19 protein-coding genes and 1 tRNA gene are annotated in these 21,542 nt (G+C 65.5%); 11 read left to right on the top strand and 9 right to left on the bottom strand.

The window, feature by feature from the left end; genetic code table 11:
- Positions 1-88: 88 nt before the first annotated feature.
- Positions 89-1,537, bottom strand: coding sequence for a DUF7289 family protein (locus HLAC_RS05935; protein ID WP_015909936.1), 1,449 nt, complete (start codon positions 1,535-1,537; stop codon positions 89-91).
- Between the two features lie 138 nt (positions 1,538-1,675).
- Here HLAC_RS05935 and HLAC_RS05940 point away from each other — a divergent pair, with 138 nt between their 5' ends.
- Together HLAC_RS05940 and HLAC_RS05945 are read left to right on the top strand one after the other, a co-directional pair.
- Positions 1,676-2,623: a cation diffusion facilitator family transporter gene (locus HLAC_RS05940; protein ID WP_015909937.1), complete on the top strand. Its 948-nt coding sequence runs from the start codon at positions 1,676-1,678 to the stop codon at positions 2,621-2,623.
- Positions 2,624-2,708: 85 nt separating this feature from the next.
- Positions 2,709-3,422, top strand: coding sequence for a YqjF family protein (locus tag HLAC_RS05945; protein ID WP_015909938.1), 714 nt, complete (start codon positions 2,709-2,711; stop codon positions 3,420-3,422).
- A 590-nt stretch (positions 3,423-4,012) separates the two neighbouring features.
- Here HLAC_RS05945 and HLAC_RS05950 read toward each other — a convergent pair.
- On the bottom strand, positions 4,013-5,320 hold the full coding sequence (locus HLAC_RS05950; RefSeq protein WP_015909939.1) for a Glu/Leu/Phe/Val family dehydrogenase: 1,308 nt from the start codon (positions 5,318-5,320) through the stop codon (positions 4,013-4,015).
- Between the two features lie 212 nt (positions 5,321-5,532).
- Here HLAC_RS05950 and HLAC_RS05955 point away from each other — a divergent pair, with 212 nt between their 5' ends.
- The 3 genes from HLAC_RS05955 to HLAC_RS05965 all read left to right on the top strand — a co-directional run bounded on the left by HLAC_RS05955 (position 5,533) and on the right by HLAC_RS05965 (position 8,483).
- Complete coding sequence (locus HLAC_RS05955) at positions 5,533-5,961, top strand: hypothetical protein (protein WP_141104760.1); 429 nt, start codon at positions 5,533-5,535, stop codon at positions 5,959-5,961.
- 162 nt (positions 5,962-6,123) lie between these two features.
- On the top strand, positions 6,124-6,588 hold the full coding sequence (locus tag HLAC_RS05960; RefSeq protein WP_049933668.1) for a PH domain-containing protein: 465 nt from the start codon (positions 6,124-6,126) through the stop codon (positions 6,586-6,588).
- The gene (locus HLAC_RS05965; RefSeq protein WP_015909942.1) at positions 6,585-8,483 is read left to right on the top strand and encodes a PH domain-containing protein; all 1,899 of its coding nucleotides are present in this window, start codon (positions 6,585-6,587) and stop codon (positions 8,481-8,483) included. Before HLAC_RS05960 ends, HLAC_RS05965 begins: the two co-directional genes overlap by 4 nt.
- 35 nt (positions 8,484-8,518) lie before the next feature.
- On the opposite strand, the gene HLAC_RS05970 is transcribed toward HLAC_RS05965, so the two are convergent.
- Entirely contained in the window at positions 8,519-9,664 is a 1,146-nt protein-coding gene (locus tag HLAC_RS05970; RefSeq protein WP_015909943.1) for an acyl-CoA dehydrogenase family protein, read from the bottom strand.
- Positions 9,665-9,889: 225 nt separating this feature from the next.
- On the opposite strand from HLAC_RS05970, the gene HLAC_RS05975 reads away from it, so the two are divergent.
- On the top strand, positions 9,890-10,957 hold the full coding sequence (locus HLAC_RS05975) for a phytoene/squalene synthase family protein (protein ID WP_015909944.1): 1,068 nt from the start codon (positions 9,890-9,892) through the stop codon (positions 10,955-10,957).
- Positions 10,958-11,009: 52 nt separating this feature from the next.
- On the opposite strand, the gene HLAC_RS05980 is transcribed toward HLAC_RS05975, so the two are convergent.
- The 3 genes from HLAC_RS05980 to guaB form a co-directional block, all read right to left on the bottom strand.
- A complete protein-coding gene (locus tag HLAC_RS05980) occupies positions 11,010-12,998 on the bottom strand; it encodes a DEAD/DEAH box helicase (protein WP_015909945.1) in 1,989 nt (662 codons plus the stop codon).
- Between the two features lie 89 nt (positions 12,999-13,087).
- Positions 13,088-13,693, bottom strand: coding sequence for a HalX domain-containing protein (locus HLAC_RS05985; protein WP_015909946.1), 606 nt, complete (start codon positions 13,691-13,693; stop codon positions 13,088-13,090).
- 154 nt (positions 13,694-13,847) lie between these two features.
- Positions 13,848-15,335, bottom strand: a complete 1,488-nt coding sequence (gene guaB / locus HLAC_RS05990; RefSeq protein WP_049933336.1) for an IMP dehydrogenase — start codon at positions 15,333-15,335, stop codon at positions 13,848-13,850.
- A 456-nt stretch (positions 15,336-15,791) separates the two neighbouring features.
- Between guaB and HLAC_RS20100 the strand changes: the two genes are divergently transcribed.
- The 4 genes from HLAC_RS20100 (at position 15,792) to HLAC_RS18730 (ending at position 17,640) form a co-directional block, all read left to right on the top strand.
- The gene (locus HLAC_RS20100; RefSeq protein ID WP_079892091.1) at positions 15,792-15,998 is read left to right on the top strand and encodes a DUF8099 family protein; all 207 of its coding nucleotides are present in this window, start codon (positions 15,792-15,794) and stop codon (positions 15,996-15,998) included.
- Positions 15,999-17,030 carry a DUF5794 domain-containing protein gene (locus HLAC_RS05995; RefSeq protein ID WP_015909948.1) on the top strand — a complete coding sequence of 344 codons (1,032 nt, stop codon included), beginning with the start codon at positions 15,999-16,001 and terminating at the stop codon, positions 17,028-17,030.
- Positions 17,031-17,124: 94 nt separating this feature from the next.
- Complete coding sequence (locus HLAC_RS06000; protein WP_015909949.1) at positions 17,125-17,352, top strand: DUF5795 family protein; 228 nt, start codon at positions 17,125-17,127, stop codon at positions 17,350-17,352.
- Between the two features lie 113 nt (positions 17,353-17,465).
- A tRNA-Trp gene (locus HLAC_RS18730) sits at positions 17,466-17,640 on the top strand.
- A gap of 257 nt (positions 17,641-17,897) precedes the next feature.
- Here HLAC_RS18730 and HLAC_RS06005 read toward each other — a convergent pair.
- Together HLAC_RS06005 and HLAC_RS19940 are read right to left on the bottom strand one after the other, a co-directional pair.
- The gene (locus tag HLAC_RS06005; protein WP_015911568.1) at positions 17,898-18,836 is read right to left on the bottom strand and encodes a transposase; all 939 of its coding nucleotides are present in this window, start codon (positions 18,834-18,836) and stop codon (positions 17,898-17,900) included.
- A gap of 493 nt (positions 18,837-19,329) precedes the next feature.
- Positions 19,330-19,632, bottom strand: coding sequence for an SHOCT domain-containing protein (locus tag HLAC_RS19940; RefSeq protein WP_141104761.1), 303 nt, complete (start codon positions 19,630-19,632; stop codon positions 19,330-19,332).
- Here HLAC_RS19940 and HLAC_RS06010 point away from each other — a divergent pair.
- Positions 19,559-20,089, top strand: a complete 531-nt coding sequence (locus tag HLAC_RS06010; protein ID WP_015909950.1) for a PAS domain-containing protein — start codon at positions 19,559-19,561, stop codon at positions 20,087-20,089. The two genes, HLAC_RS19940 and HLAC_RS06010, sit on opposite strands and share 74 nt — an antisense overlap.
- Positions 20,090-20,198: 109 nt before the next feature.
- Here HLAC_RS06010 and HLAC_RS06015 read toward each other — a convergent pair whose 3' ends face one another.
- Positions 20,199-21,302: a radical SAM protein gene (locus HLAC_RS06015; RefSeq protein ID WP_015909951.1), complete on the bottom strand. Its 1,104-nt coding sequence runs from the start codon at positions 21,300-21,302 to the stop codon at positions 20,199-20,201.
- Between the last annotated feature and the right edge of the window lie 240 nt (positions 21,303-21,542).

The raw sequence follows: 21,542 nt of genomic DNA on the forward strand, positions 1-21,542 counted from the left end.
GTCGTTACGACGGGGCTACCGACCGTCGATCGCTCGGATCGGTCGCCGATTCCGGTAGTCTCACGAGTCCAACGAACCGACGTCGGTCTCACCGATCGAAATCAACCTCGACCACGTTCTCGCTCACGTGGAGGTAGGTGATGGGATTTTGCCCCGATCCGCCGGTGATCCGGATCTCCAGACCCCTGAGGCTCTCGTCGTACTGGACCTTCGCGTTCCCGCCGGTCGAGAGCGACTTCGTGACGAATGCGCCTCTGAGCGTCGGGTTTCCGTTGGTCACGACGTTCGCGTTCGGGGCGTAGACGATCGCCTCGATGGTCGGGTTTCCGTCCCCCGCGCTTCCGTCGAGGAACCCCCCGTTGACGTAGAACACGTTCCGGCTCGCGGAGTCGACACTGACGGTCGGGCTCCCCTGCAGATCGAGCGAGCCGTTGATGTAGTAGGTGACGTTGTTGCGTCCGTCTTCAACGGTGATGTCGTTGTCTCCGATATCGAAATCGCCGTCGACAGCGACGACGATGTCGCCATCGGTAGTGTTGAACGTGAGGTCGCCGATGACCTCGGCGTCGCCGCCGAAGTAATACACCCCGGACCCGACCGTCCCGGATCCGACCGTCCCACACCCGTTGAATCCGCTCGCGGTTACACAGGTCTCCGTGCCGTTGTCGTTGTCGTCGGCGGCTGCGGCGATCTGATCGGCGATCAGCGATCCCGGGGACGGGAAGCTCTCTCCCTCGACGTAGTCGCCCTCACTCAGTTCGTTATTTTTGTTCCCGGAGTGGGAGTAGCCGTCAGCCTCGCTGACGGCCAGCGTCCTGTCGAAGCTCACCTCCTCCGGGACCACCAGTCGGGCGGTCGTCGTCTGGTTCGCGTCGTCCTTCGTTACGGTGCCGTCGGCGCGCCGGGTGAAAAAGTCGTACCACCCCTCGTAGTACTCGCTTTCGACCTCGACGACGACGGTCCCGTTCCGGAGCGGGTTCGCGGTTTCGGTGACTGCACCGGGATCGTTTGCAGTCCGGCGGACGATGCCGGTTCCGCTCGTGGGCGACGACTCGTCCCCGATCAGCCGAACGATCGGGAAGGTGAGTGTCTCACCGCGGTAGTGGTACTCCGGCGGTGAGATCATCCGCCCGCGGCCGCCTTCCATCGCCCAGACGCCGCCACCCTGCATCGCGACGTTGCGCCGGTCGCCGACGTACTCCAGCGTTCCGATCGAGCCGTTGTACGTGGTGATGGTGTCGGTCCCGTTCTCGATGCGCACCTCGACGCGCCCCGCCTCCTCGTCGAGGCGGAGCTGTCCGCCGTCGACGGACCCGAGGTCGAACCGGCGCGCGTCCGTCCCGCCGAGCGCGACGAGACTCGACTGAGAGCTGAGCTGTGACATCCCATTTTCCACGCTCGCCGAGCGGGCCTCGTCGGTGACCAACCCGAGCGCCGCGCTTCCGGTCGCCACCGTCACCGTCACGGCGGCGATCGTTATCCCCAACAGGAGCACGACCCCGATCACCTCGCTTTGGCCGCGCTCGCTGCGTTTCATACCGAAACGTTCGTCGCCGAGGTATTTAAGCGTCGACCGCTAACAATCAGTTCTGATACCCGACGAGACGGCGTCGATCCGGCTCATTGTGAGCCGGACGACGAGGTCCTTAAGGTCGGGCGGTGACCACCGACACGTATGTGGCGCCCCTGGGGGAGCGACGAGAAAGCGCGGTTCCAGCGCACCGCGGGGGTGAACGTCATCGGTAACGCGGTGAAGATCATCGTCGAAGGGTCGGTGGGCGTCTACTTCGGGAGCGTCGCGCTGGTGGCCGACGCTGCCCACTCTGTCGCCGATCTGGTCGCCAGCGCAGTCGTCTTTGTCTGGGGCGGGTCGCGGTACGACGCCGCCGACGAGACCCATCCGCACGGCCACCAGCGGATCGAGCCGCTGACCGCGTTACTCGTCGGTGCGACTATCGCCGTTCTCGGGCTCGTATTGCTACGCGAGTCGATCCGCGGACTGATCGGCGCCCACAGCCCCCCACGTCAGAGTCTCCTCCTTATCGGCGCGCTGCTGTTCGCGATGGCCGACATGTACCTGCTGTACTGGTACACGGAGCGGGTGAACGCCGACCTCGGATCGACCGCGCTCGATGCGCTTGCCGTAGACTGTCTCAACGACATCTACACCACGATTGCCGCGCTCGTCGGCGTGTTCGGCGTGTTCTTAGATGTCCCGATACTCGATCCGATCGCCGGCGCGCTCGTGAGCGTTTTCGTCGTCTATCAGGGGATCGATATCGGCCGCGAGAACGTCACGTACCTCGTGGGCGCGGCGCCCCCGGTCGGCGACCGCGAACGTATCACCGCCGCGCTCCGCGAGAACCCCGCCGTGGAGGGCGTTCACGACCTAACCGTGTACTACGACGGAACCGACCTCGAGGTCGAGGTCCACGTCGAGGTCGACGGCCAGATGACGCTCCGGGAGGCCCACGATATCGAGACGGAACTGGTCACGGGGCTCCGGAACCTAGAGGATGTCGGCGACGTTCACGTCCACCTCGACCCGTCGGGGCTCGGCGAGTGGAAAGAGGCCGCGGACGGCGGCGACAGGGGCGATAAGGACGGCGACGACGAGGCCTAACACCCTGTCCGATCCCGGCCCCGTCCCGCCCGATCTCGTCCCGTTCCGGCGTGCGGATTAACCCACTAGCGTCCCTACCGGTTGTATGCTCGAACGGCGCGTACTGGAGATGACGTGGCGCGACGGGCTGTTCTGCCACTGGCCGGTCGATCCCGCCGTCGTGTCTGGGACGCTTCCCGACAGACTCTCGGTCGCCACCCATGGGGGCGACGCGTACCTGAGCGTCGTCGCCTTCGTGATGGACGATATCCGCCCGCGTGGGGCGCCTGTCGGGCTCTCGTTCCCGGAGCTCAACCTCCGGACGTACGTCGAGGGGCCCGACGGTCCGGGCGTGTACTTCTACAACCTCGACGCGGACGACCGGATCGGCGTCGAACTCGCGCGGCGGCTGTTCGCGCTCCCGTACTACCGCGCGGAGATGGACGTGTCGCACCCCGCGACCGCCAAGCGCTCCGAAAGCGCGGGTGGCCCCGTTCGGTTCACCAGCCGCCGGGCTCACCCCGGCGTTCCTCACGCACGGTTCGACGCGACCTACGAGCCGACGGGCGAGGCGCTCGCCGCTGAGCCGGGATCGCTCGACGCGTTCCTCGTCGAGAACTACCGGTTCTATGCCGAGGGGAACCGGCTGTACCGCGGTGAGATCACGCACGAGCCGTGGACGCTTCGGGCGGCGACCGTCGATCTCCGGGCGAACACGCTGTTCGAGGCGAACGGGTTCGATCGACCCGACGGCGACCCGATCGTCCGCTACGCGGAGCCGATCGACGTGAGCGCGGATCGGATTCGATCGGTCTGTTGAGATCGCATTCAGCGGACGTATTCTCGTCCGAAACAACCGGCTTCTGAAGGCTGCCTCTCGATCGACAGCGGGAGTGGGTATTGCAGTTTGTTGGCAACGATACGATATTTAAACATCTGTGAGCGACGACGACGATTGCTTATAAATAAACGAGGCGGTGGGCGCGTGCCTCCGAGCGCCCACGGGGCGCGAGTAGTGAGGGACCGAAGGTCCCTCTGACAGCCGGCGGCGAAGCCGCCGGCGAGAGCACCGCGCGAGGGAGTCGTGAACAGAGAGGGACCAGAGGTCCCTCATGCAGCCGGCGCGCAGCGCCGGCGACGAAGTGAGCGACGAGGCTGGGGAGGCGTGAGGCTGTGCTGTGCGGGCGGGTGGGACTCAAAGGGGCAGTCGGCGGCGGAGCCGCCGGCGACACCGCAGCGAGCAGCGCGAGCGAGGAGCGCACCGAGCCGCACGAGTCCTCGCGACTGGGGCTTTGGAGGCGTTCACCATGCTGTCTGAGACTTATAAACAGCCGACAGCAACGCCACTCGATCACTTATAAATGGTCGATCAGTCAACCTACTTCACCCACTCCCGCTATTATTCGTCGCTCAGGGGAACAGCCCGCGGTATTCGTGGGCGCTCGCGGTGCGTTCGAGCGCGAGCGTGTACGCCGCGGTCCGGAGGTCCGGCAGGTCCTTCTGGTCGTACTGGTCGATCGTCTGGTCGAACGCCGTGCCGATGCGGCGCTCCAATTCGGCGTTGACGGTCTCCAGCGGCCACGAAAACTCCTGCGCGTTCTGGACCCACTCGAGGTACGAGACGATGACCCCGCCGGCGTTCGCGAGGATATCGGGGACGACCTGGATGTCCCGCTCCGTGAGCACCTCGTCGGCGGCGACCGTCGTCGGCCCGTTGGCCGCCTCGACGATCGCGGAGGCTCGCAGGTCGCTGACGTTGTCCGCGGTGATCACGCCCTCGACGGCGGCGGGGATCAGCACGTCGACGTCGAGCGTCAATAGCTCCGCGTTCGAGATTGCGTCCGGGTCATCCCAGCGGGATCCGTCGTCGACACGCCGCTCGTCCGGAGTCGCTCGGATCTCACCGCCGACGTACTCATCGATCAGGCCGCCGGCGTCGACGTGGGCGGCCAGTGTTGCCACGTCGAGCCCGTCGGGATCGTAGGCTGCACCGGTCACGTCGGAGGTGGCGACGACCCGCGCGCCCGCCTCGTCGAGGAGCTTTGCCGCGTTCGACCCGACGTTCCCGAATCCCTGAATCGCGACAGTCGCATTCGAGAGGTCGCGATCGAGGTATTCGAAGAGACGCTCGGTGACGATGGAGACGCCGCGGCCGGTGGCTTCCACCCGCCCCGGCGTCCCACCGATCTCCAGCGGCTTCCCGGTGACGACCTGCGGGACGGAGTGCCCCTCGTACATCGAGTAGGTGTCCATCATCCACGCCATCGTCTGCGGGTTCGTGTTCATGTCCGGCGCGGGCACGTCGGTCTCGGGTCCGATCATCCGGCGGATCCCCTCTGTGTACCGCCGGGTGAGGCTTTCCAAGTCGTTCTGAGTGAGGTCCTTCGGCTCACAGATGACGCCTCCCTTCGCGCCGCCGTACGGGAGATCGACCAGCGCGGTCTTCCACGTCATCCACCCGGCGAGCGCCTCGACTTCGCGCTGTGTGACCGACGGGTGGAATCTGACGCCGCCTTTAAAAGGTCCGCGAGCGCTGTCGAACTGGCAGCGATACCCCTCGAACACCTCGACCTCGCCGGAGTCCAGCTCGACCGGGAGCGTGACCTTCAGCGTACGTTCCGGGTGTTTGAGCCGCTCGAAGATGCCGTGATCCACGTCGGCGTACTCCTCCGCGCGGTCCATCTGTGCGAGCATGTTCTCGAACGGGTCGTCTGCCATGATCGGCTCGACTCGACCCCACGTGATATCGGTTTCGGCAATTATGTCCTCTGGTAGTAAATGACACGCATACAGGGGTGACGTGGCGACTGCGCGGCGACGGTTGTCGAGCTCTCGTCGGTGAGCCCGTTCACGGCCGAACTCGAGCGGCGATCGAGACGGCCCGTGACGAACCCTCGACACATTTTTCGTCTCACTGACGACAATACGGGATGGAGATCATGTTGGGGCTGGAGTCAATCACACCACGCGCGTTCCTGTACCCACTGGGCGTCTGGGCGGTGATGGCGGTCGTCGCGGTCATTAACGGCGGCCTTCGAGAAACCGTCCTCATTCCCCGTGTCGGCGAACACACCGGACACGTAGTGAGCACGGCGCTACTGGTCGCTGCGATACTCCTCGTTTCGTTCGCCTACTTCTCGTGGACGCCCATCGACTACGCGCAGGCCGAACTCGTCCTCATCGGAGTTCTCTGGACGGTACTCACCGTCGGCTTCGAGTTCGTCGTCGGGTACGTCGAAGGAACCCCGGTTTCGGTCACACTCGGGCAGTACAACGTGCTCGCGGGAGAGGTGTGGATCGCAGTCCCGTTTGCGCTGCTGGTCTCCCCGCTGCTGTTCGGCTGGTATCTCTCCACCTGACTCAGTGTTGGCACCGCCGCTAGACTGGCCAATCCGAGTGTCTAGAGAGGGATCTAATGAGCGAGGGCTCTCGCTGCGGACCTCCTCCATTTCGCCCGGACTTATACGTCGGCGCCGACAACGACGGCGCATGACACTCGGATGCACGCCGGGGGTGCGCCGATGACGATGCAGACGCTTCACCCCCGCGTTCAGGTCGTGTGGGTCCTCCGTGCGGTTCTCATCGCCGCGGTGTTGACGGTGCCGTTCGCCGGCGGGGTATACCTCAATCGGCTCCCGGAGTGGGCACCGGTTGTCGCCGGCGCGGTCTTCCTCGTGCTTGGCGTAGGGCACGCGCTCCTCCGATACCGTCGCTGGAGCTACGAGATCCGCGAGGACGCGCTGTACCTCGACCGCGGCGTGATCACGCAGGTCCGGACGACGGTACCACTGGTCCGGATTCAGCACGTCGACTCCCGTCGCGGTCCCGTCGAGCGCGGCGTCGGGCTCGCCTCCTGCGTGGTGTACACGGCTGGCTCCCGCGGCGCAGACGTCCGAATCCCGGGACTCACGCCCGACGGGGCGAGCGACCTCCGCGAAGAGCTGAAGCGACTGGCCATCCGCGCGGACGGGGAGGACGCGGTGTGAAGCTCGCGCCCCAATCGGTCCCGTACCGTGCGCTCCAGAAAGTGTCCGGGATCGTCGTCCTCCTCTTTTTCATCGTGAACAACAACCCCGACTGGGGGTTTGCGGTCGCGGCCGCCATCGTCGGCGCTGTCGTCCTCGCCGCGATCGCGTACGAGGTCGCGTACTACCGGCGGTTCGACTACGAGCTGACCGAGGATACCCTCGATATCTCTTCCGGCGTGATCTCGCGGCGCGAGCGGGAGATCCCCTACCGCCGGATCCAGAACGTCGACGTGAGCCGGAGCGTGATCCAGCGGGCGCTCGGCGTCGCTGCGGTGGATCTGGAGACCGCCGGCGGCTCAAGCACCGAGGGGTCGATCCGCTTCGTCACCCCCGACGAGGCGACCCGGCTCCAGCGCGAGGTCCAGCGCCGCAAGTCGGCCGGATCGACCGGGCCGAACGGCGAGACCGGAGCGGGAGCCGAGACCGGAACCGGCGACGAGACCGGGAGAAGAACCGGCAGTGAGGCGGGCGCCGGGCCGGGCAGGGTCGGTCCCGCAGAGGAGGAGCTGTTCGCGATCTCGCCGGGCGAACTCGCCTTAGTGGGGGCGCTGTCGTTCGACGGCCGCCTCATCGGATTGCTGGCGTTTTTGGGCTCCGGGTCGGTCCCGGTGCTTTCCAGCTTCGTCCCGGACGCGTCGGCGATCGCGCTCACCGCGACCGCGATTGTCGGCGTCGGCGCGCTGTTCCTCGTGTCGTGGGTGCTCGGCGCGGGGGTCGCCTTCTCGAACTACTACGGGTTCCGGCTCTCCCGCGCCGGCGACGAGCTTCGGTACGAGCGCGGGCTGTTTCGCCGGTACAGCGGTTCGATTCCGACGGAGAAAGTGCAGGCGCTCCGGATCGCTGATAATCCGGCGAAGCGGGCGCTCGGCTACGCGAGCCTCTCGATCGAGACCGCCGGCTACGCCCCCGGACAGGGTGGCGAACAGGGAAGTCAGGCAGCCGTCCCGATAGCGACGACGGACCGGGTGTACCGGCTGGCGCGCGAGGTCGAGTCGTTCGGCGACCCGCGCTTTACCCGCCCGCCCAAGCGGATCCGATGGCGGTACGCGTTCCGGTACGCGCTCGTCATCGGCGTCGTCGTCGCGGTCGCGTTCGGGATCGACTGGTTCCTCGGCACCGGCGCCCCCTGGTACGCTCCGGCCGCACTCCTGCTCGCCGTGCCGCCGGCGGCCCACCTGAAGTGGAAGCACCGCGGCTACTGGCTCGGAGAGGACCACCTCCTCACCCGAAACGGGTTCTGGAGCCGCACGGTGACCGTCGTCCCGTACTACCGGATCCAGAACGTCATCGATGCCCGGACCATCTTCCAGCGTCGCTGGGACGTGGCGACGATCATCGCCGACACCGCCGGAAGCAGCTCTATCGCCGGCAACGACGCCGCCGCCGTCGACTTCGCGACCGACGAGGCGGTCGACCTCCGCGAGACCCTCCGAGAGCGGCTCCGCGTCGCCGTTGCGAAGCACCGCGATCGACGGGACCGGTTCGAGTGGTTCGACGGCGACGCGGAAGGATCCGGTGAGATCGACGATTCGACTCCCGGTGTTGACGAGCCGACAGCCGACGACGAGACGACCTCCGACGAGGACGACGAAAGCCGGTCGGATGTTCCGGACGACGGCGTGATCCGCCCCAATTTCTCGGGGAGCGACCGCGACTACTCCGAGCCGGCCGAGCGGATCGACACCGGCGAGTACGCGGTGGACCGCAGCCCGTCGGACATGGACGGAGAGAGCGGAAGCGGAACTGAAGAGGCAGGTAGCGGCAACGATGAGAGAGACGAAAAAGACGACATTGACGATGCCGAGGACGGTGCGGACAGCGCTGACAACGACGCGAACGACGCCGAGAAATAGGCGTCGCTTGCGGCGGTCGCGCCGTTCGCGTCGCCCTATTCGTCGAGGAGCTTTTGAGCGATCGTGTTCCGCAGGACTTCACTGGTCCCCTCGTAGATCTCGTTCAGCTTCGCGTCGCGGTAGAACCGCTCCGCGGGGAAGTCCTTCGTGTAGCCGTAGCCGCCGTGGATCTGGATCCCCTCGTTAGCGACCTCACGGGAGATCTCGGAAGCGTACAGCTTCGCCTGCGCGGCCTCCTTGATGTAGTCCTCATCGCGTATCTTCAGGTCGGCCGCCTCGTGCATCAACAGCTCCGCGGCCCGGGCCTTCGTGTCCATGTCGGCGAGCTTGTGCTGGATCGCCTGGAAGTCGGCGATCGGGCTGTCGAACTGCTCTCGCTCCTGCGCGTACGACTTTGCCTCGTCGAGCGCGGCCCGCGCGATCCCGACCGAGCGCGCCGCGATGGTGATTCGGCCGCCGTTCAGCGTCTTCAGCGCCTGCACGAACCCCTCGCCCTCCTCACCGAGCCGGCGCTCCTCGGGGATCCACAGGTCGTCAAACCGGAGCTCGGCGGTCGGGCACCCCTTGTCGCCGAGCTTGTCCTCCGTACCCTCCACGATGAATCCGTCGTCCTCCTCGGGCCGGACGACGAACGAGGAGATTCCCTTTCGGCCCGCGTCGGGGTCGGTCTTCGCGAACAGCGTGACCGTGTCGGCGACGGAGCCGTTCGAGATCCACAGCTTGCCGCCGTTTACGAGGTAGCCGTCGCCGTCGCGCTCCGCGGCGGTACTCATCGCCGGCACGTCAGATCCAGCCTCAGCCTCAGAGAGCGCGAAGGCGCCGATGTCCTCGCCGGTGTTGAGCGCGGTGAGATACGTCTCCTTCTGGCGCTCATCGCCGAACTCGTACAGCATGTTGCCCGCGAGCGACGTGTGGGCGGCGACGATCGTTCCGAGCCCGCCGGAGCCGCGCGCGATCTCCGCGAGTCCGATCGCGTAACTGTGGTAGTCGAGCCCGGCGCCCTCGTACTCGACCGGGAACGGCATCCCCATCAGTCCCAACTCGGCCATCTCGTCGATCAGGTCGGCCGGGAACTCGTCGGTCTCGTCGATTTCGGCGGCCCGAGGAACGACCTCCTCGTCGACGAACTCCGCGACTGTGTCCCGGATCTGACGCTGCTCTCCGGAGAGAGTGAAGTCCATGATCGTGAGTGTTCGTACGGAAACTTAGCCGTTTCCACACGATTGTACACGGGTCCGGTGTTGGGCGGAGCACGGAATGGGTGAACCGCCTCGGGGTCAAGCCCCGAGGCACTCGGCCTGCTCAGCCTGTAGAAACGCACACCGCGAAGCCACGATCGGCTCCGTGAGCACTCCCGTCGTTCCACGAGGCTTTTTATGCGTTGTGCCGTAAGTGTTGGTAACTGAATGAGCGGACGAGCACACGGTCCCGCTGAGCCCGACCTCTCGTGGTGTCACGAGGCGGTTCAGGGCGTTTCTCGGACCTTCGCGCTGACGGTCGACGTGTTGGAGGAGCCGATGGCCTCGCATATCTGCGTGGGATACCTCCTCTGTCGGGTCGCCGATACCGTCGAGGACGCCGGACACATCCCTCCTGAAGCTCAAAGCGACGTGTTGCGGACGTACCGGCGCGCGATCGACCCCGACGACGACACCGACATTGTGGCGTTCCGCGACGCGGTCGACGAGTGGCTCCCGGCGCCCGCCGACCGCAACGACGACTGGGAAGTCGTCGCCGAGGTACCGACGATCGTGGCGACGTTCGCGGAGTTCGAGCCCGAGGCCCGCGACGCGATCGTCCCACCCGTCTTGGAAATGGTTGACGGGATGGCGATGTTCGTCGATCGGCACGCCACCGAGGGCGGGCTCCGTATCGACGACCGCGACGAACTAGAGCAGTACTGCTACTACGCTGCCGGCACGGTCGGGAACCTCATCACGAACCTGCTCACCCGTGGCGACGTCACCGAGGACCGCGCGCGGCAACTACGAGACACAGCCGAGGAGTTCGGACTCCTCCTCCAACTCGTGAACGTCTCGAAAGACGTGTACGACGACTACACCGAGGAGAACAACGTCTACCTTCCCGCCGAGTGGCTCGCCGACGAGGGGGTCGACCAAGAGCGCGTCGTCCACCCGGAGAATCGGGAGTCGTCCGCCCGCGTCGTCAGCCGGACCGCCGAGTACGCCCGGTCGTTCCTCGACGACGCGCAGGCGTACTTAGAGACGATGCCGCTCTCGAACGGAAACACGATGGAGGCGTGGACCGTCCCGTACCTGCTCGCGGTCGGTACCCTCCGCGAACTCAGTTCCCGTCCCGAGGACGCGCTCACCGAAACCGGCGTGAAAATCTCCCGCCAGGAGGTGTTCGCGGTGATGGCCGTCGCCGGCGACGCCGGCCGCGACTCCCTCGCAGATCTCCGGCAGACGATCGCGCGGACTCCCTTCCACCGGGCCGTCGAGCCTGCGGACTGACCGGCACGCTCACTGCGTCCCACTCTCTCCGTCTCTCTCGCTCTCTCGCCCGTCACAGTCGCGAGCGCGCCCTCGTGATCGCCGGTACGCGCACGCCGATCGTCTCGGCGAGCGCCTCGGCCGCGCTCAACAGCCACTCGGCGCGCTCAACGCGGGAGTCGAGGTCGCCCGGGCCGATCCGATACGACTCCACCAGTTCCTCGACGGTCGCACCGCCGATCCACTCGTCGAGGATCCGCGCCGTCTTCACCGACTCCAGCCACTCCTCGAAATTATCTGTCTCGTCCATCGCCGTCGTCAGCGTCCCCGCGTTCGCCCGCGCGAATCGATAGATTTCAGCACGCTCTGCGTTGCCGAGGTAGGTGTCCTGCATGTCGGGCGTGTCGCAGATCACCTCGAAAACGGTGAGCGTCGTCGCGTTCGACATTCCCGCCGCAGTCCGGAGCCCGGAGACGATCCGTTCGGCGGTCTCCGGCCTAACGTACTGCTTCGAGGCCGTCTCCCCGACCGGCGTGGCGACAAGCCGGTACGCCTCGACCCCGCCCGTCTCCCGGCGGACCAGCTCGGCCGCCGCGAGGTCGTCGACCGCGACGCCGACGGCGTCGGCCAGCCCACCGGCGCCGGCCTCCCGGGCGTAAAACGTCCCCTCGAACACATCGAGGATCTCGGCCTCCGTCTCCGCGAACCCGGTCGCGACCGCCGAGAGGACGTGGGTCCGCAGCGACGCCGGGTCGGCGAGTTTCGACTCGACCGCCTCCGGTTCCCCGTCGAGGTACCGTTCGACGAGGTCGCCCTCGGTGTCCCGGTTCCCAACGAGCACGGCCTCCCCGTACGGATCCAACCCCGGACGCCCGGCGCGCCCGCACATCTGGTGGACCTCCAGCGTAGGGAGCCACTCCATCCCCGACCCCGCGTACCGCTTCTGGTCGCGGACCACGACCCGCCGCGCGGGGACATTGATGCCGGCGGCCAGCGTCGGTGTCGCGCAGATACAGGCGACCTCACGGTCGCGGAACGCTTCCTCGACGACCGTCCGGTGGCCGGCCCGGAGTCCGGCGTGGTGGAACGCGACGCCGGACCGCAGGCAGTCGGCTAGCTGGCGGCCGGTGGCGGTGCCGTCCACGTCGGCGGCCTCGTCGCCCGCGGCCGCGGCGGCCGACTCCACCCCCAGCCGCTCGGCGAGCCCGTCGGCCGCGAGCCGCTCGGCCAGCCCGACCGCCTCAGTCCGCGACCGAACGAATGCGAGACACTGTCCGCCCTGATCGACGGCGTCGGCGACGAGGGCGGCGGTGATCTCGGTGTCGTCGGGGGGATCGTCTGCGTCACCGCTGTCGCCGTCGTCCCCGTCGCCGCTCCCGTCCACAGCGACGCTCCCGACATCGACCGTCATCGTCGTTCCGTCGTCGAACGTCACGTCCCCATCGACGGCGACTCCGGTGCGAAGGTCGACGGGGCGCCACTCGGATTTCACGAGAGTCGCGTTCAGCCACTCCGCGATCGCCTCCGGGTTATCGACGGTCGCCGACAGCGCGACGACCTGTAGCTCGGGGTTCCGTCGGCGGAGCGTCGCGAGAGTCACTTCGAGGGTCGGGCCGCGCCGCTCAGCGCCGAGGAGGTGGACCTCGTCGACGGCGACGCAGGCGAGGTCGTCGACCCACGACGCGCCGTTGCGGATCGCGGAATCGACCTTCTCGCTCGTGGCGACCACCACGTCGTTGCCCGCGAGCGCCTCGCCCGACGCGTCGAAGTCGCCGGTCGAGATAGCGGCGTCGACGCCCGGCAACGCCGCGAACGCCTCGTACTTCTCGCGGGCGAGCGCGCGGAGTGGACAGACGTACAGCCCGGGTCCGTCGGCGGTCAGCAGCGCTAGCTCGGCAATAAACGTCTTTCCGGAGGCGGTCGGCACCGCCGCGACGACGTTCTCGCTCTCGCAGACGCCGGCGTCGACCGCGGCCGCCTGCGGCGGGTACAGTTCGCGGATCCCCTGTTCGGCGAAGTGATCGACGAACTGCTCCGAGAGCGGGAGATCGCGAACGCGCATTTGATTTGCGGGTTCGACGGGATCACACTTAAAAAGTCGCGCGGAACGTCGTTATCCGCCGGCGTCGGTGTTGGCGTCACTCGTCGGCGTCACTCGTCGGTGTCGACATCGGCATCGGTGTCGAACTCCTGAAACAGCTTCTCAAAGTCGTCGTCGTCTTCGGTCACCGCCTCCAGCGACTGGTCGGCCTCCGACCGGAGTTCCTCGATCCGGTCGGTGAGGCGCTGGTACTCCTCGTTGTCTGCGAGCTCGGTGGCGCTCTTTTCGGTCTCCAGCATCGCCTTCTTCGAGGTCAGCGAGAACAGCTCCTGCATCTCGGTGTCGTACTCGCCGCGCCGGAGGAGCCCCTCGACCGTCTCGCGGAGGGTGTCGCTGGTGACCGGTTTCACGAGGTAGTCGTCGAAACCCATCTTCAGGATGTCGAAGTCGGGCTTAACCGCGGTCACCATCGCGACGCGACAGTCGATGCCGCGCTCGCGGACCGCGGCGAGAACCTCGTCCCCGGAAAGCCCCGGCATCCGCCGGTCCAACAGGATCGCGTCGACCTCGTCGTCGGCCTCGTCGAGTTCGTCTAACGCCTCCTGGCCGCCGTACGCGGTCCGGACGCGATACTCGTCGCCGAGCCACGCGGCGTACAGGTCGGCCAGGTCGGGTTCGTCCTCCACCACGAGGACCAGCGGCGGTTGCTCACTCATGGATTCTCGGAGCGACGACGTGTTCGCTCACACGTTTCGTCTCTGCGCGGACTATATTAAAATACCTCTTCGGGTTCACGTCACCGGTTTCGGATCGGGTTAGACTCGACGCGGGATCGGCGCGGATTCGTGATCCGGCCCCGCTACCGCGGCGTCACTCGTTCGGGCTGTAGTTCGGCGCCTCGTCGGTGATCATCACGTCGTGGGGGTGTCCCTCAGTCTGTCCGGCGCTGGAGACGCGGATGAACTCGGCGCGATCGTGGAGCTCCGGGATCGTCTCGGCGCCGACGTACCCCATCCCGGAGCACATGCCGCCCGTGAGCTGGTGGAGTTCGGAGGCGAGGCTCCCCTTGTAGGGGGTCGCGGCCTCGACGCCCTCCGGGACGAACTCCTCGTCTTCGTCCTCCTCTTTGAGGTAGCGGTCGCCGCCGCCGGACTTCATCGCGCCGACCGAGCCCATCCCGCGGTACTGCTTGTACTTCTTCCCCTGCATCGTGATGACGCGGCCCGGTGCCTCGTCGGTGCCAGCGAAGTAGGAGCCGAGCATGACCGCGCTTGCGCCCGCGGCGAGCGCCTTGATGGCGTCGCCGGAGTAGCGAATCCCGCCGTCGGCGATCACCGGGACGCCGTGTTCGGCGGCCACATCGGCCACCTGCGAGACCGCGGTCATCTGGGGCATCCCCGCGCCGCTCACCACGCGGGTGGTGCAGATCGACCCCGGCCCGATACCGACCTTCAGCCCGTCTGCGAAGTCGACGGCGGCCTCGGCCGCCTCTCGCGTCCCGACGTTGCCGACGACCACGTCGGCCTCGACGGTCTCTTTGATCGCCCGCGCCGAGTCGAGTACGTTGAGGTTGTGGGCGTGCGCGCAGTCGATGAAGATCACGTCGACGTCGGCTCCGTCGGCCGCGACGGCACGCTCCTCCTCGAACGGACCGACCGCGACGCCGGCGAGCAGGCGTCCGTCCTCGTCGCGGGCGGCCTCCTCGTGCTCGCGGCGCTGGAGGATTCCCTGCATCGTGACGAGACCGACGAGTCCGTCGTCCCCGTCCACGATCGGGACGCGCTCGATCTTGTGGTCGTACATCAGCTCTAACGCCTCGCGCGCCTCGACGTTCTCCGGCGCGGTGATGACCTCGTCGGTCATGGCCTCGCTGACGGCGTCGTCCTCGCCGACTTCCAGGTACGGACGGATGTCAGTGCCCGAGATGATCCCCAAAACTGCGTCGTCCTCGTCGACGACCGGGGCGCCGGAGACGCCCTGACGCTCCATCACGGCGTCGGCCTCGCGGACCGTGTCGTCGGGCGAGACGGTCACGACGTCCTCCCGGCGAATGACGAGCTCGTGTGCGCGCTTGATGCGCTCGACCTCTTCAGCTGTCTCTTCGACGGTCATGTTACGGTGAAGGACGCCGAGCCCGCCCTCGCGGGCCATCGCAATCGCGAGGTCGCTCTCGGTGACGGTGTCCATCGCTGCAGAGAGGACCGGGACGGTCAGTTCGACGTTCTTCGAGACGCGCGCGGAGAGGTCCGCGTCGTCGGGCTCGACACGGCTCTCTTTGGGCTTTAAGAGTACGTCGTCGAACGTTAACGCTTCCGGGACGTCGAGTTTCGCTGAGAATCGACCGGAGTCTGTCGCCATATAAACCGTCATGAGTGGCCGATAAAAAGCGTTGCGAGTCAGCACAGACGTGTACGTCGTTGTCATCCAGATTCACGCAATATGCAGCTTTGTGGATCAATAACGGATCGGCGTCGGTTTGTGTGTCAAGGTCTCGGCGTCCGGAGTCACTGTTTGTTCGACACGCCACCAGCGACATCGACGAGCAGTGTCTGGACAAGGGTAGAACCGATCGCTCGTTCGCATAACTGCCGAATTCACGCGATACGATCGCCGTTCGTGGTTCGCTTGCTCGCTCTCGAAACGATCGTACACGAATTAGCTATTGCGACCGAGGTATCTCCGACAAATTGTCACCAGTTCCGTCGTTCATCCGGCACATCTACGATGGGTATATAAATGTTGTCTGCTGATCTTTCGTTCCGTGCGGACACACCTCACACAACCTTTAACGCAACCGAAACGCATATATGAGGTATGGACTCCGACAGTCCCGTGAACACGCGCATCGCCGGTCAGCCGATTCTCAACCTCGGCACCCGCTTTACAGCCGGCAGTCCGCGTAAACCCTTTACATGGACTCGTCGGGCCGCTCGCGGATTCGACTCCGTACGCCGGACCCTCGGCTATCACGGGTCGCCCGCTTCCTACCGTGTACCCGTTGGTCAGGGTTATCGCCCCTGAATGAGCGTCTCTCGTCATCCAGTCGCTCTCCGACTGGAGCAGCGGGTGGGCAGCGCGACGAAGCTGCTCGCGACCGTGATGGTGCTGCCGCTCGTCGACGGAATCTTTCCCGCCTTAGTCGTCGCCGGCGTCCTGACGACCGCGACGGGCGTGATCGAGACGGGCATCCTCATCTTCGGTGGCTCCGCGACCGCCGCAGTGATCCTCGCGGAGATGGACGGCAGCCGCCGGCAGATGGCCGGATCCGTGCTGCTGATCGGCGCGATCATCATCCCGCTCGCCGCACTGGAGGCCGCATTCGCCCCCACGTTCAGGGAATTCCTGAACCTCCTCGTCTTCGAGCGCTTCGCCGGACTGGTGATCCTCACGATCGCCGCCAAAACCGCGAGCTCGGAGATCGGCGAGTACCTGCCCAGCCCCGGTGTCATCATCTCGCTCGGACTTGTCGCCAGCTTCGAGCCGTCGGGGTTCGCCCTTCGAACCTCCCCGGAGTACGTGCTCAACGGCGCCGCCGCGGCCGGTGTCGGTGTCGCGTTCGCGTTGGCGATCGCGCTGCTGTCGCCGCATCTCCGCGGGCGCGTGGACATCGATCGGTTCCGGTTCGGCTCGGCCGTCGCGCTGGGCGTACTCGCACTGCCGATCCTGCTCGGTCCCTTCGATATCATGCAGACCGAAGCGCCCATCGCGCTGGCGGTACTCGGCGTGACGACCCTGTTCGCCTACGATCCGAACGCCGGGCCGGCCGGCGATTCCGCGGATGACGGGGCCGGCGACGACCCCGACGGCGATGACGCCCCAGACATCGACGACGCGGACGAGATCGACGACGGGATCGTGACTGACGACGACGCAGAACGCGACGGGGACACGGAGCCGACCGAGCCGCCGCTCGACGCGCCGACCGCGCCCGCCCCCATCGTCGACGACGACGTGGCGGTGATCGCCAACGGCGGCGATCCCTCTGGAAGGAGCGACGACGCGGACGACACTGACCCCTTTGCGGATGACGACTCCCGGGCGCCCTGGCTGTAGCAGCGGAGGCGGACCCGGGATCTGAGAAAGGGAAGTGGCTGTCTCTGTCTCCACGTGTCGCCGGGGTTTAGGTACTCGGCGGTAAACGGCGGGTATGTCCAATCGCGTCGTGCAGGGGCGGATGGTAACTCCCGAGAAGCTCGCGGAGCTGATCGAGGGCGATTCAATCCTCGAAGCCGAATCGATCACGAATGCCGACCGCGACTGCCCGGAGTGCGGCGGCGACGTCATCTCCGTCGGGTATATGCCGAGCGTGACCGAGTTTATCACCGGCTACAAATGCCAGGAGTGCGACTGGAGCGCCGACGATCGGGAGGAGTGACCTCGCGACGTCGCTGTCTCCTCCCCATCCCGATCCACCGCCCCGTCGCCCGATCGTTCGCGATCGAAACCCCTTTATCCGCGTTTCGGCAAGCACCTGATGCGAGATCACGCGGGGCTGTGGCCAAGCCAGGCATGGCGACTGACTCCAGAGGCTTGCGCCCGGGACGACACTCCAGACTGATATACCGAGCGGCCGACTGATCATCGGTCGTGTTGACGACCCTCTGGAGTTCCGAGGCGCGCCGGAGATATCAGTCGATCGGGGGTTCAAATCCCTCCGGCCCCACTACCTTGTTCCTCAACCGCTGAGCGTGCCGAACAGAAGGGTCTTAGCGGGTGACTTATAAAGAAGTTTCGGGATATCAAGAATTGACTTGTACCCCTCATCGATTGCACCCCGACGCCGTGTTGCGGTGAACCGGGTTCCACTTTTGGCAATTATTGCTTGTAGTTAGTGCGGGTGCTGTTGACGGACGATTCGCGCTCGGAACGTTCGGAAAGCAGACAATATTGACCGTCCATGAGGGTGTCATAGAATAGTTCTCATAGCGTGATGACGGTGCTTCCTGGATTGTCTCCGCGTTCGTCGTTGGTGATCGCAATAACGAGACGAAGGCACAGCGCGAGGAACACTTGTGCTCGTGCGTGGACGCGGCCTCGGGCGCGAACGTGCCCGAGGCCGCAGTCCTTGACGGCGTCGTTGGTTCGTTCGACTCCACTCCGGCGGTTGTACGTCTCGTCTAGCGTCGATTGCTTCAGCTGAACGTCCTCGCTGTGTTCGTCGATGCGGGCTTCGACCCTGTACTCGATGTCTTTCGGATCGTCGGTGTTTCGTGCGTTGTACGGAGCGACTGGCACGACCCCTGCGGCCAGCAGGTGGTCGTGCCAGCCGAGCGTGTCGTAGGCGCTGTCTCCAAGCATCCAGATCGGTTTCTCGACGGCGAGCGCGTCACACGTGACGCGCATCGCCGTCTCCTCTGGCGCTTGCTTGCTCTCGGTGAACTCCGCGGCAATCGGGATCTTTTGCCCGGTCGAGACGATCGTACAGCCGTAGCCGTGGTAGTACTCTTCGGCGGTTGGATCGTAGCCTTTCGACGCGTCTTGGTCGGCGGGCATCGTCCTCACGTCGGTGGAATCGATGGAGTAGGTCAAGTCGAGCAGGCCGCGGCAGGCGGCCTGCTCGACGAGGCGGTCGAAGACCTCGTCGACGACGTGTTCGAGGTCGGTGAGGAAGCGATCGACCGCGTCTCTCGACGGCGGTCGATCGAAGCCACAGCTGAGCCAGACGACCGTGTTCTGGAGTTCTCGCGTGACTGGACGGATGCCGTAGACGTTCTTGTAGTAGCAGTGCAGGAACGCTCGGAAGAGTGCTGGTGGGTGATGATCTCGTGTTCGCCCCCGGCGAGCGGGGGCGAACACATCGAATTCTTCGAGAAAGTCGAACTCAAGATGCTCGAACAACGCGAGCGTCTCGGTCGCCATTACATTGAAGAACTCGTCGATAGAAGTCTCCTCTTGCAGGATGCTGGCGCTCGTAGACACAGTTCCAACATCCTGCGTCTTCGTGTGTGACGCTTTCTATGACACCCTCCGTCCATACCAAACAAGAAGCGCAGCTCGGAGAGATATATTTCGGCAAAACAGTTTGAGGTTCGAATTAGAAGGCGTTTTTTGTCGTTCGGTCCTGTTGTCGGGAGCCCTAAGATGAGGAACTCCGCCTCTCCTGACCGGAATCTCGTAGAGTGCGAGGCTATCTCTTGGAACGCCTCGTGCAAGTGTCCCGGCCCGGTCAGCCCGCTCGCCCTGAGTCTGGGCTACGTCACGGCGGCACGGAACGCGGGACAGCCCAAGGACGTGACCGGGGAGCGAGTCAATATGAGTGAGAAGGCTCTTGTCAAAGGTTATCGCGTGGAGTCAAGCGCACAAAATGCCGATAATATCAAGATTGTATTATGCCTACCAATGGTGGAAGCATCTATAGACTGTCTAACAATTTTTGTCTCTTTTCCTCAAACTCAGCATTAGTTATCAGTCCTTCGTCATTAAGTTGCTTGAGCTTCCGGATGAGTTCAATGGGGTCGCTTTCATCACTTTCCCCATTTGACGAGTTGGTGTCATTACCCACCCGTAATACAATCCGTTGTTTATTGCGCTTCTTGGACAACTTTCCGTAGGCAACGTTCCCCAAGCCAGCGGTCCATATTGTGAGGGCCCCGGTTAATGCGTACTGGAGCGGGGAAACCGTCCGCGTCACGAAGCAGGGAGACCGGCGTATCACGGATCACCGGCTAGCGGCAACCGAGAGCGGAAGCATCGTCTGTACAGCCCAAGATATTACCGGAGAGCGGACGACTGCGTCGACACAACACGGAGAGTTTTACTTCCTCTTCGAGGGGGAAGACGAGAGCGCGTTCTATACCCTCGACCACGAGGGCTACGTGACCCGCTGGAACGACCGGGTTGAAGACGTGCTGGGGTATTCGATCGAAGCCAGTCTCGGGACACATCTCGGGGCACACCTTTCCGGAGACCCAGCCGGCAAACAGCGTGCAGAAGAGCTCACCGAGGCTGCCGAAGCCGAGACGGAAGTCACGGCAAATCTGAAGTTCCAGCGAGACGACGGGAGTACGTTCACAGCCACAACGACCGTCGTCGCCAGTTACACGTCGGCAGGGACTCTTCGCGGGTTCGGTGTCGTGCTCGCATCGGCCGACGCACCAACGACACCCGCGTAGCGGTCAGTCAGCGAGTTTGACGCCGCGTGACGACGACCCGGACTTCCTTATAAGGGCGGAGCCGCACATGCCACCGTCGCTGTCCGTCGAATCCGGCAGTGTTTCCGTCTCAATCCGCGGCGTCCGGCGCGCTGGTCGACCCCTCGAATCCGTCCTTGAGTGTCGGCGGTAGCTCGCCGTCGTATCCGTCGGGCACGTACGGGCAGAGCGGATCGCTCTCCAGCGGGTCCCCCGTCGTCGCGAACGCTCGCGATCGGCTCCCGCCGCATACTTGGCGGAACTCGCAGGCACCGCACTTCCCCTTCAGCCGGTCCGGCTCGCGGAGCGACTCGAACAGGTCCCCGTTCCGGTAGATATCGACGATCGACCGATCGTGGACGTTACCGGCGGACTCCGGGAGGAATCCGGACGGGTACGCCTCTCCGGTGTGGCTCACGAACGCGAACCCGCGGCCGGCGGTGATCCCGCCGCGCCGCCGGGTCGCCTCCTCGTCGCCGTCAGACTGAAGCCCGACCCGGCGGTAGAACGGCGCCTCAGTCGTCTTGACGCCGAACGGCTCTGACTCGGCGACACCGTGGAGCCACTCCATCACATCTTCAGCACGCTCCGGTGCGATCGGCTCCAGGATCCGCCCTCGGCCGACGGCGACGAGGAAGAACACGCTCCAGAGGACAGCGCCGAGGTCCCGCACGCGGTCACGGATTGCAGGGAGTTCGTCGACCGTCTCCGCGCAGACGGTTGTGTTGATCTGCAGCGGCAGCCCCGCCTCGGAGGCGGCCTCAGCCGCTTCCAGCGTGCTCTCGAAGCTCTCTTCGCCCCGGAACCGGTCGTGGCTCTCGCGCGTCGCGCCGTCGAGGCTGAGCGCCATCCGCCGGATCCCGGCGTCAGCGAGATCCTCGATCCGGTCGGCCGTCAGCGACTGCGTCCCGCTGGGGGTAATCGTCATGCGGAGTCCCTGATCGTCGCCGTACGAAACCAGCTCTAGCAGGTCGTCTCTGGCGAGCGGATCGCCGCCAGAGAGCACGACGAGCTGGCCGTCCCCGAACGTCGCCGCATCGTTGAGGAGCCGCTTCCCCTCCTCGGTCGACAGTTCGTCGGGGTGACGCGCCGGCTTCGCGTCGGCGCGACAGTGGCGGCAGGCGAGTCCGCACGCCTGCGTCACCTCCCAGATGAGAACCAGCGGCCGCCGGTCCGTGTCGAGGTTGTCGAACATCGGCTCACTCAGTCCTCCCCGTCCTACCCGCTTGGGTCCTCTCCCGAACGTGTTCACGCACGCGGTAGAGCGGTGAATGTCGCCACCGCGTCGCTGAAGCCGTCCTCTGGGAGACCACGATCCCGACGACGCTGGTGAAGTGAACAAATCAGATCGACGCCTGCGCGACGACACCGACGTAGAGCCATCGTCGTCACCACAACCGTCGGTACTGAGGGCGCCCCTCCACCCGATTGGGAG

It is taken from the genome of Halorubrum lacusprofundi ATCC 49239 (assembly GCF_000022205.1).
In the GTDB taxonomy this organism is placed as follows: Archaea; Halobacteriota; Halobacteria; order Halobacteriales; family Haloferacaceae; genus Halorubrum; species Halorubrum lacusprofundi.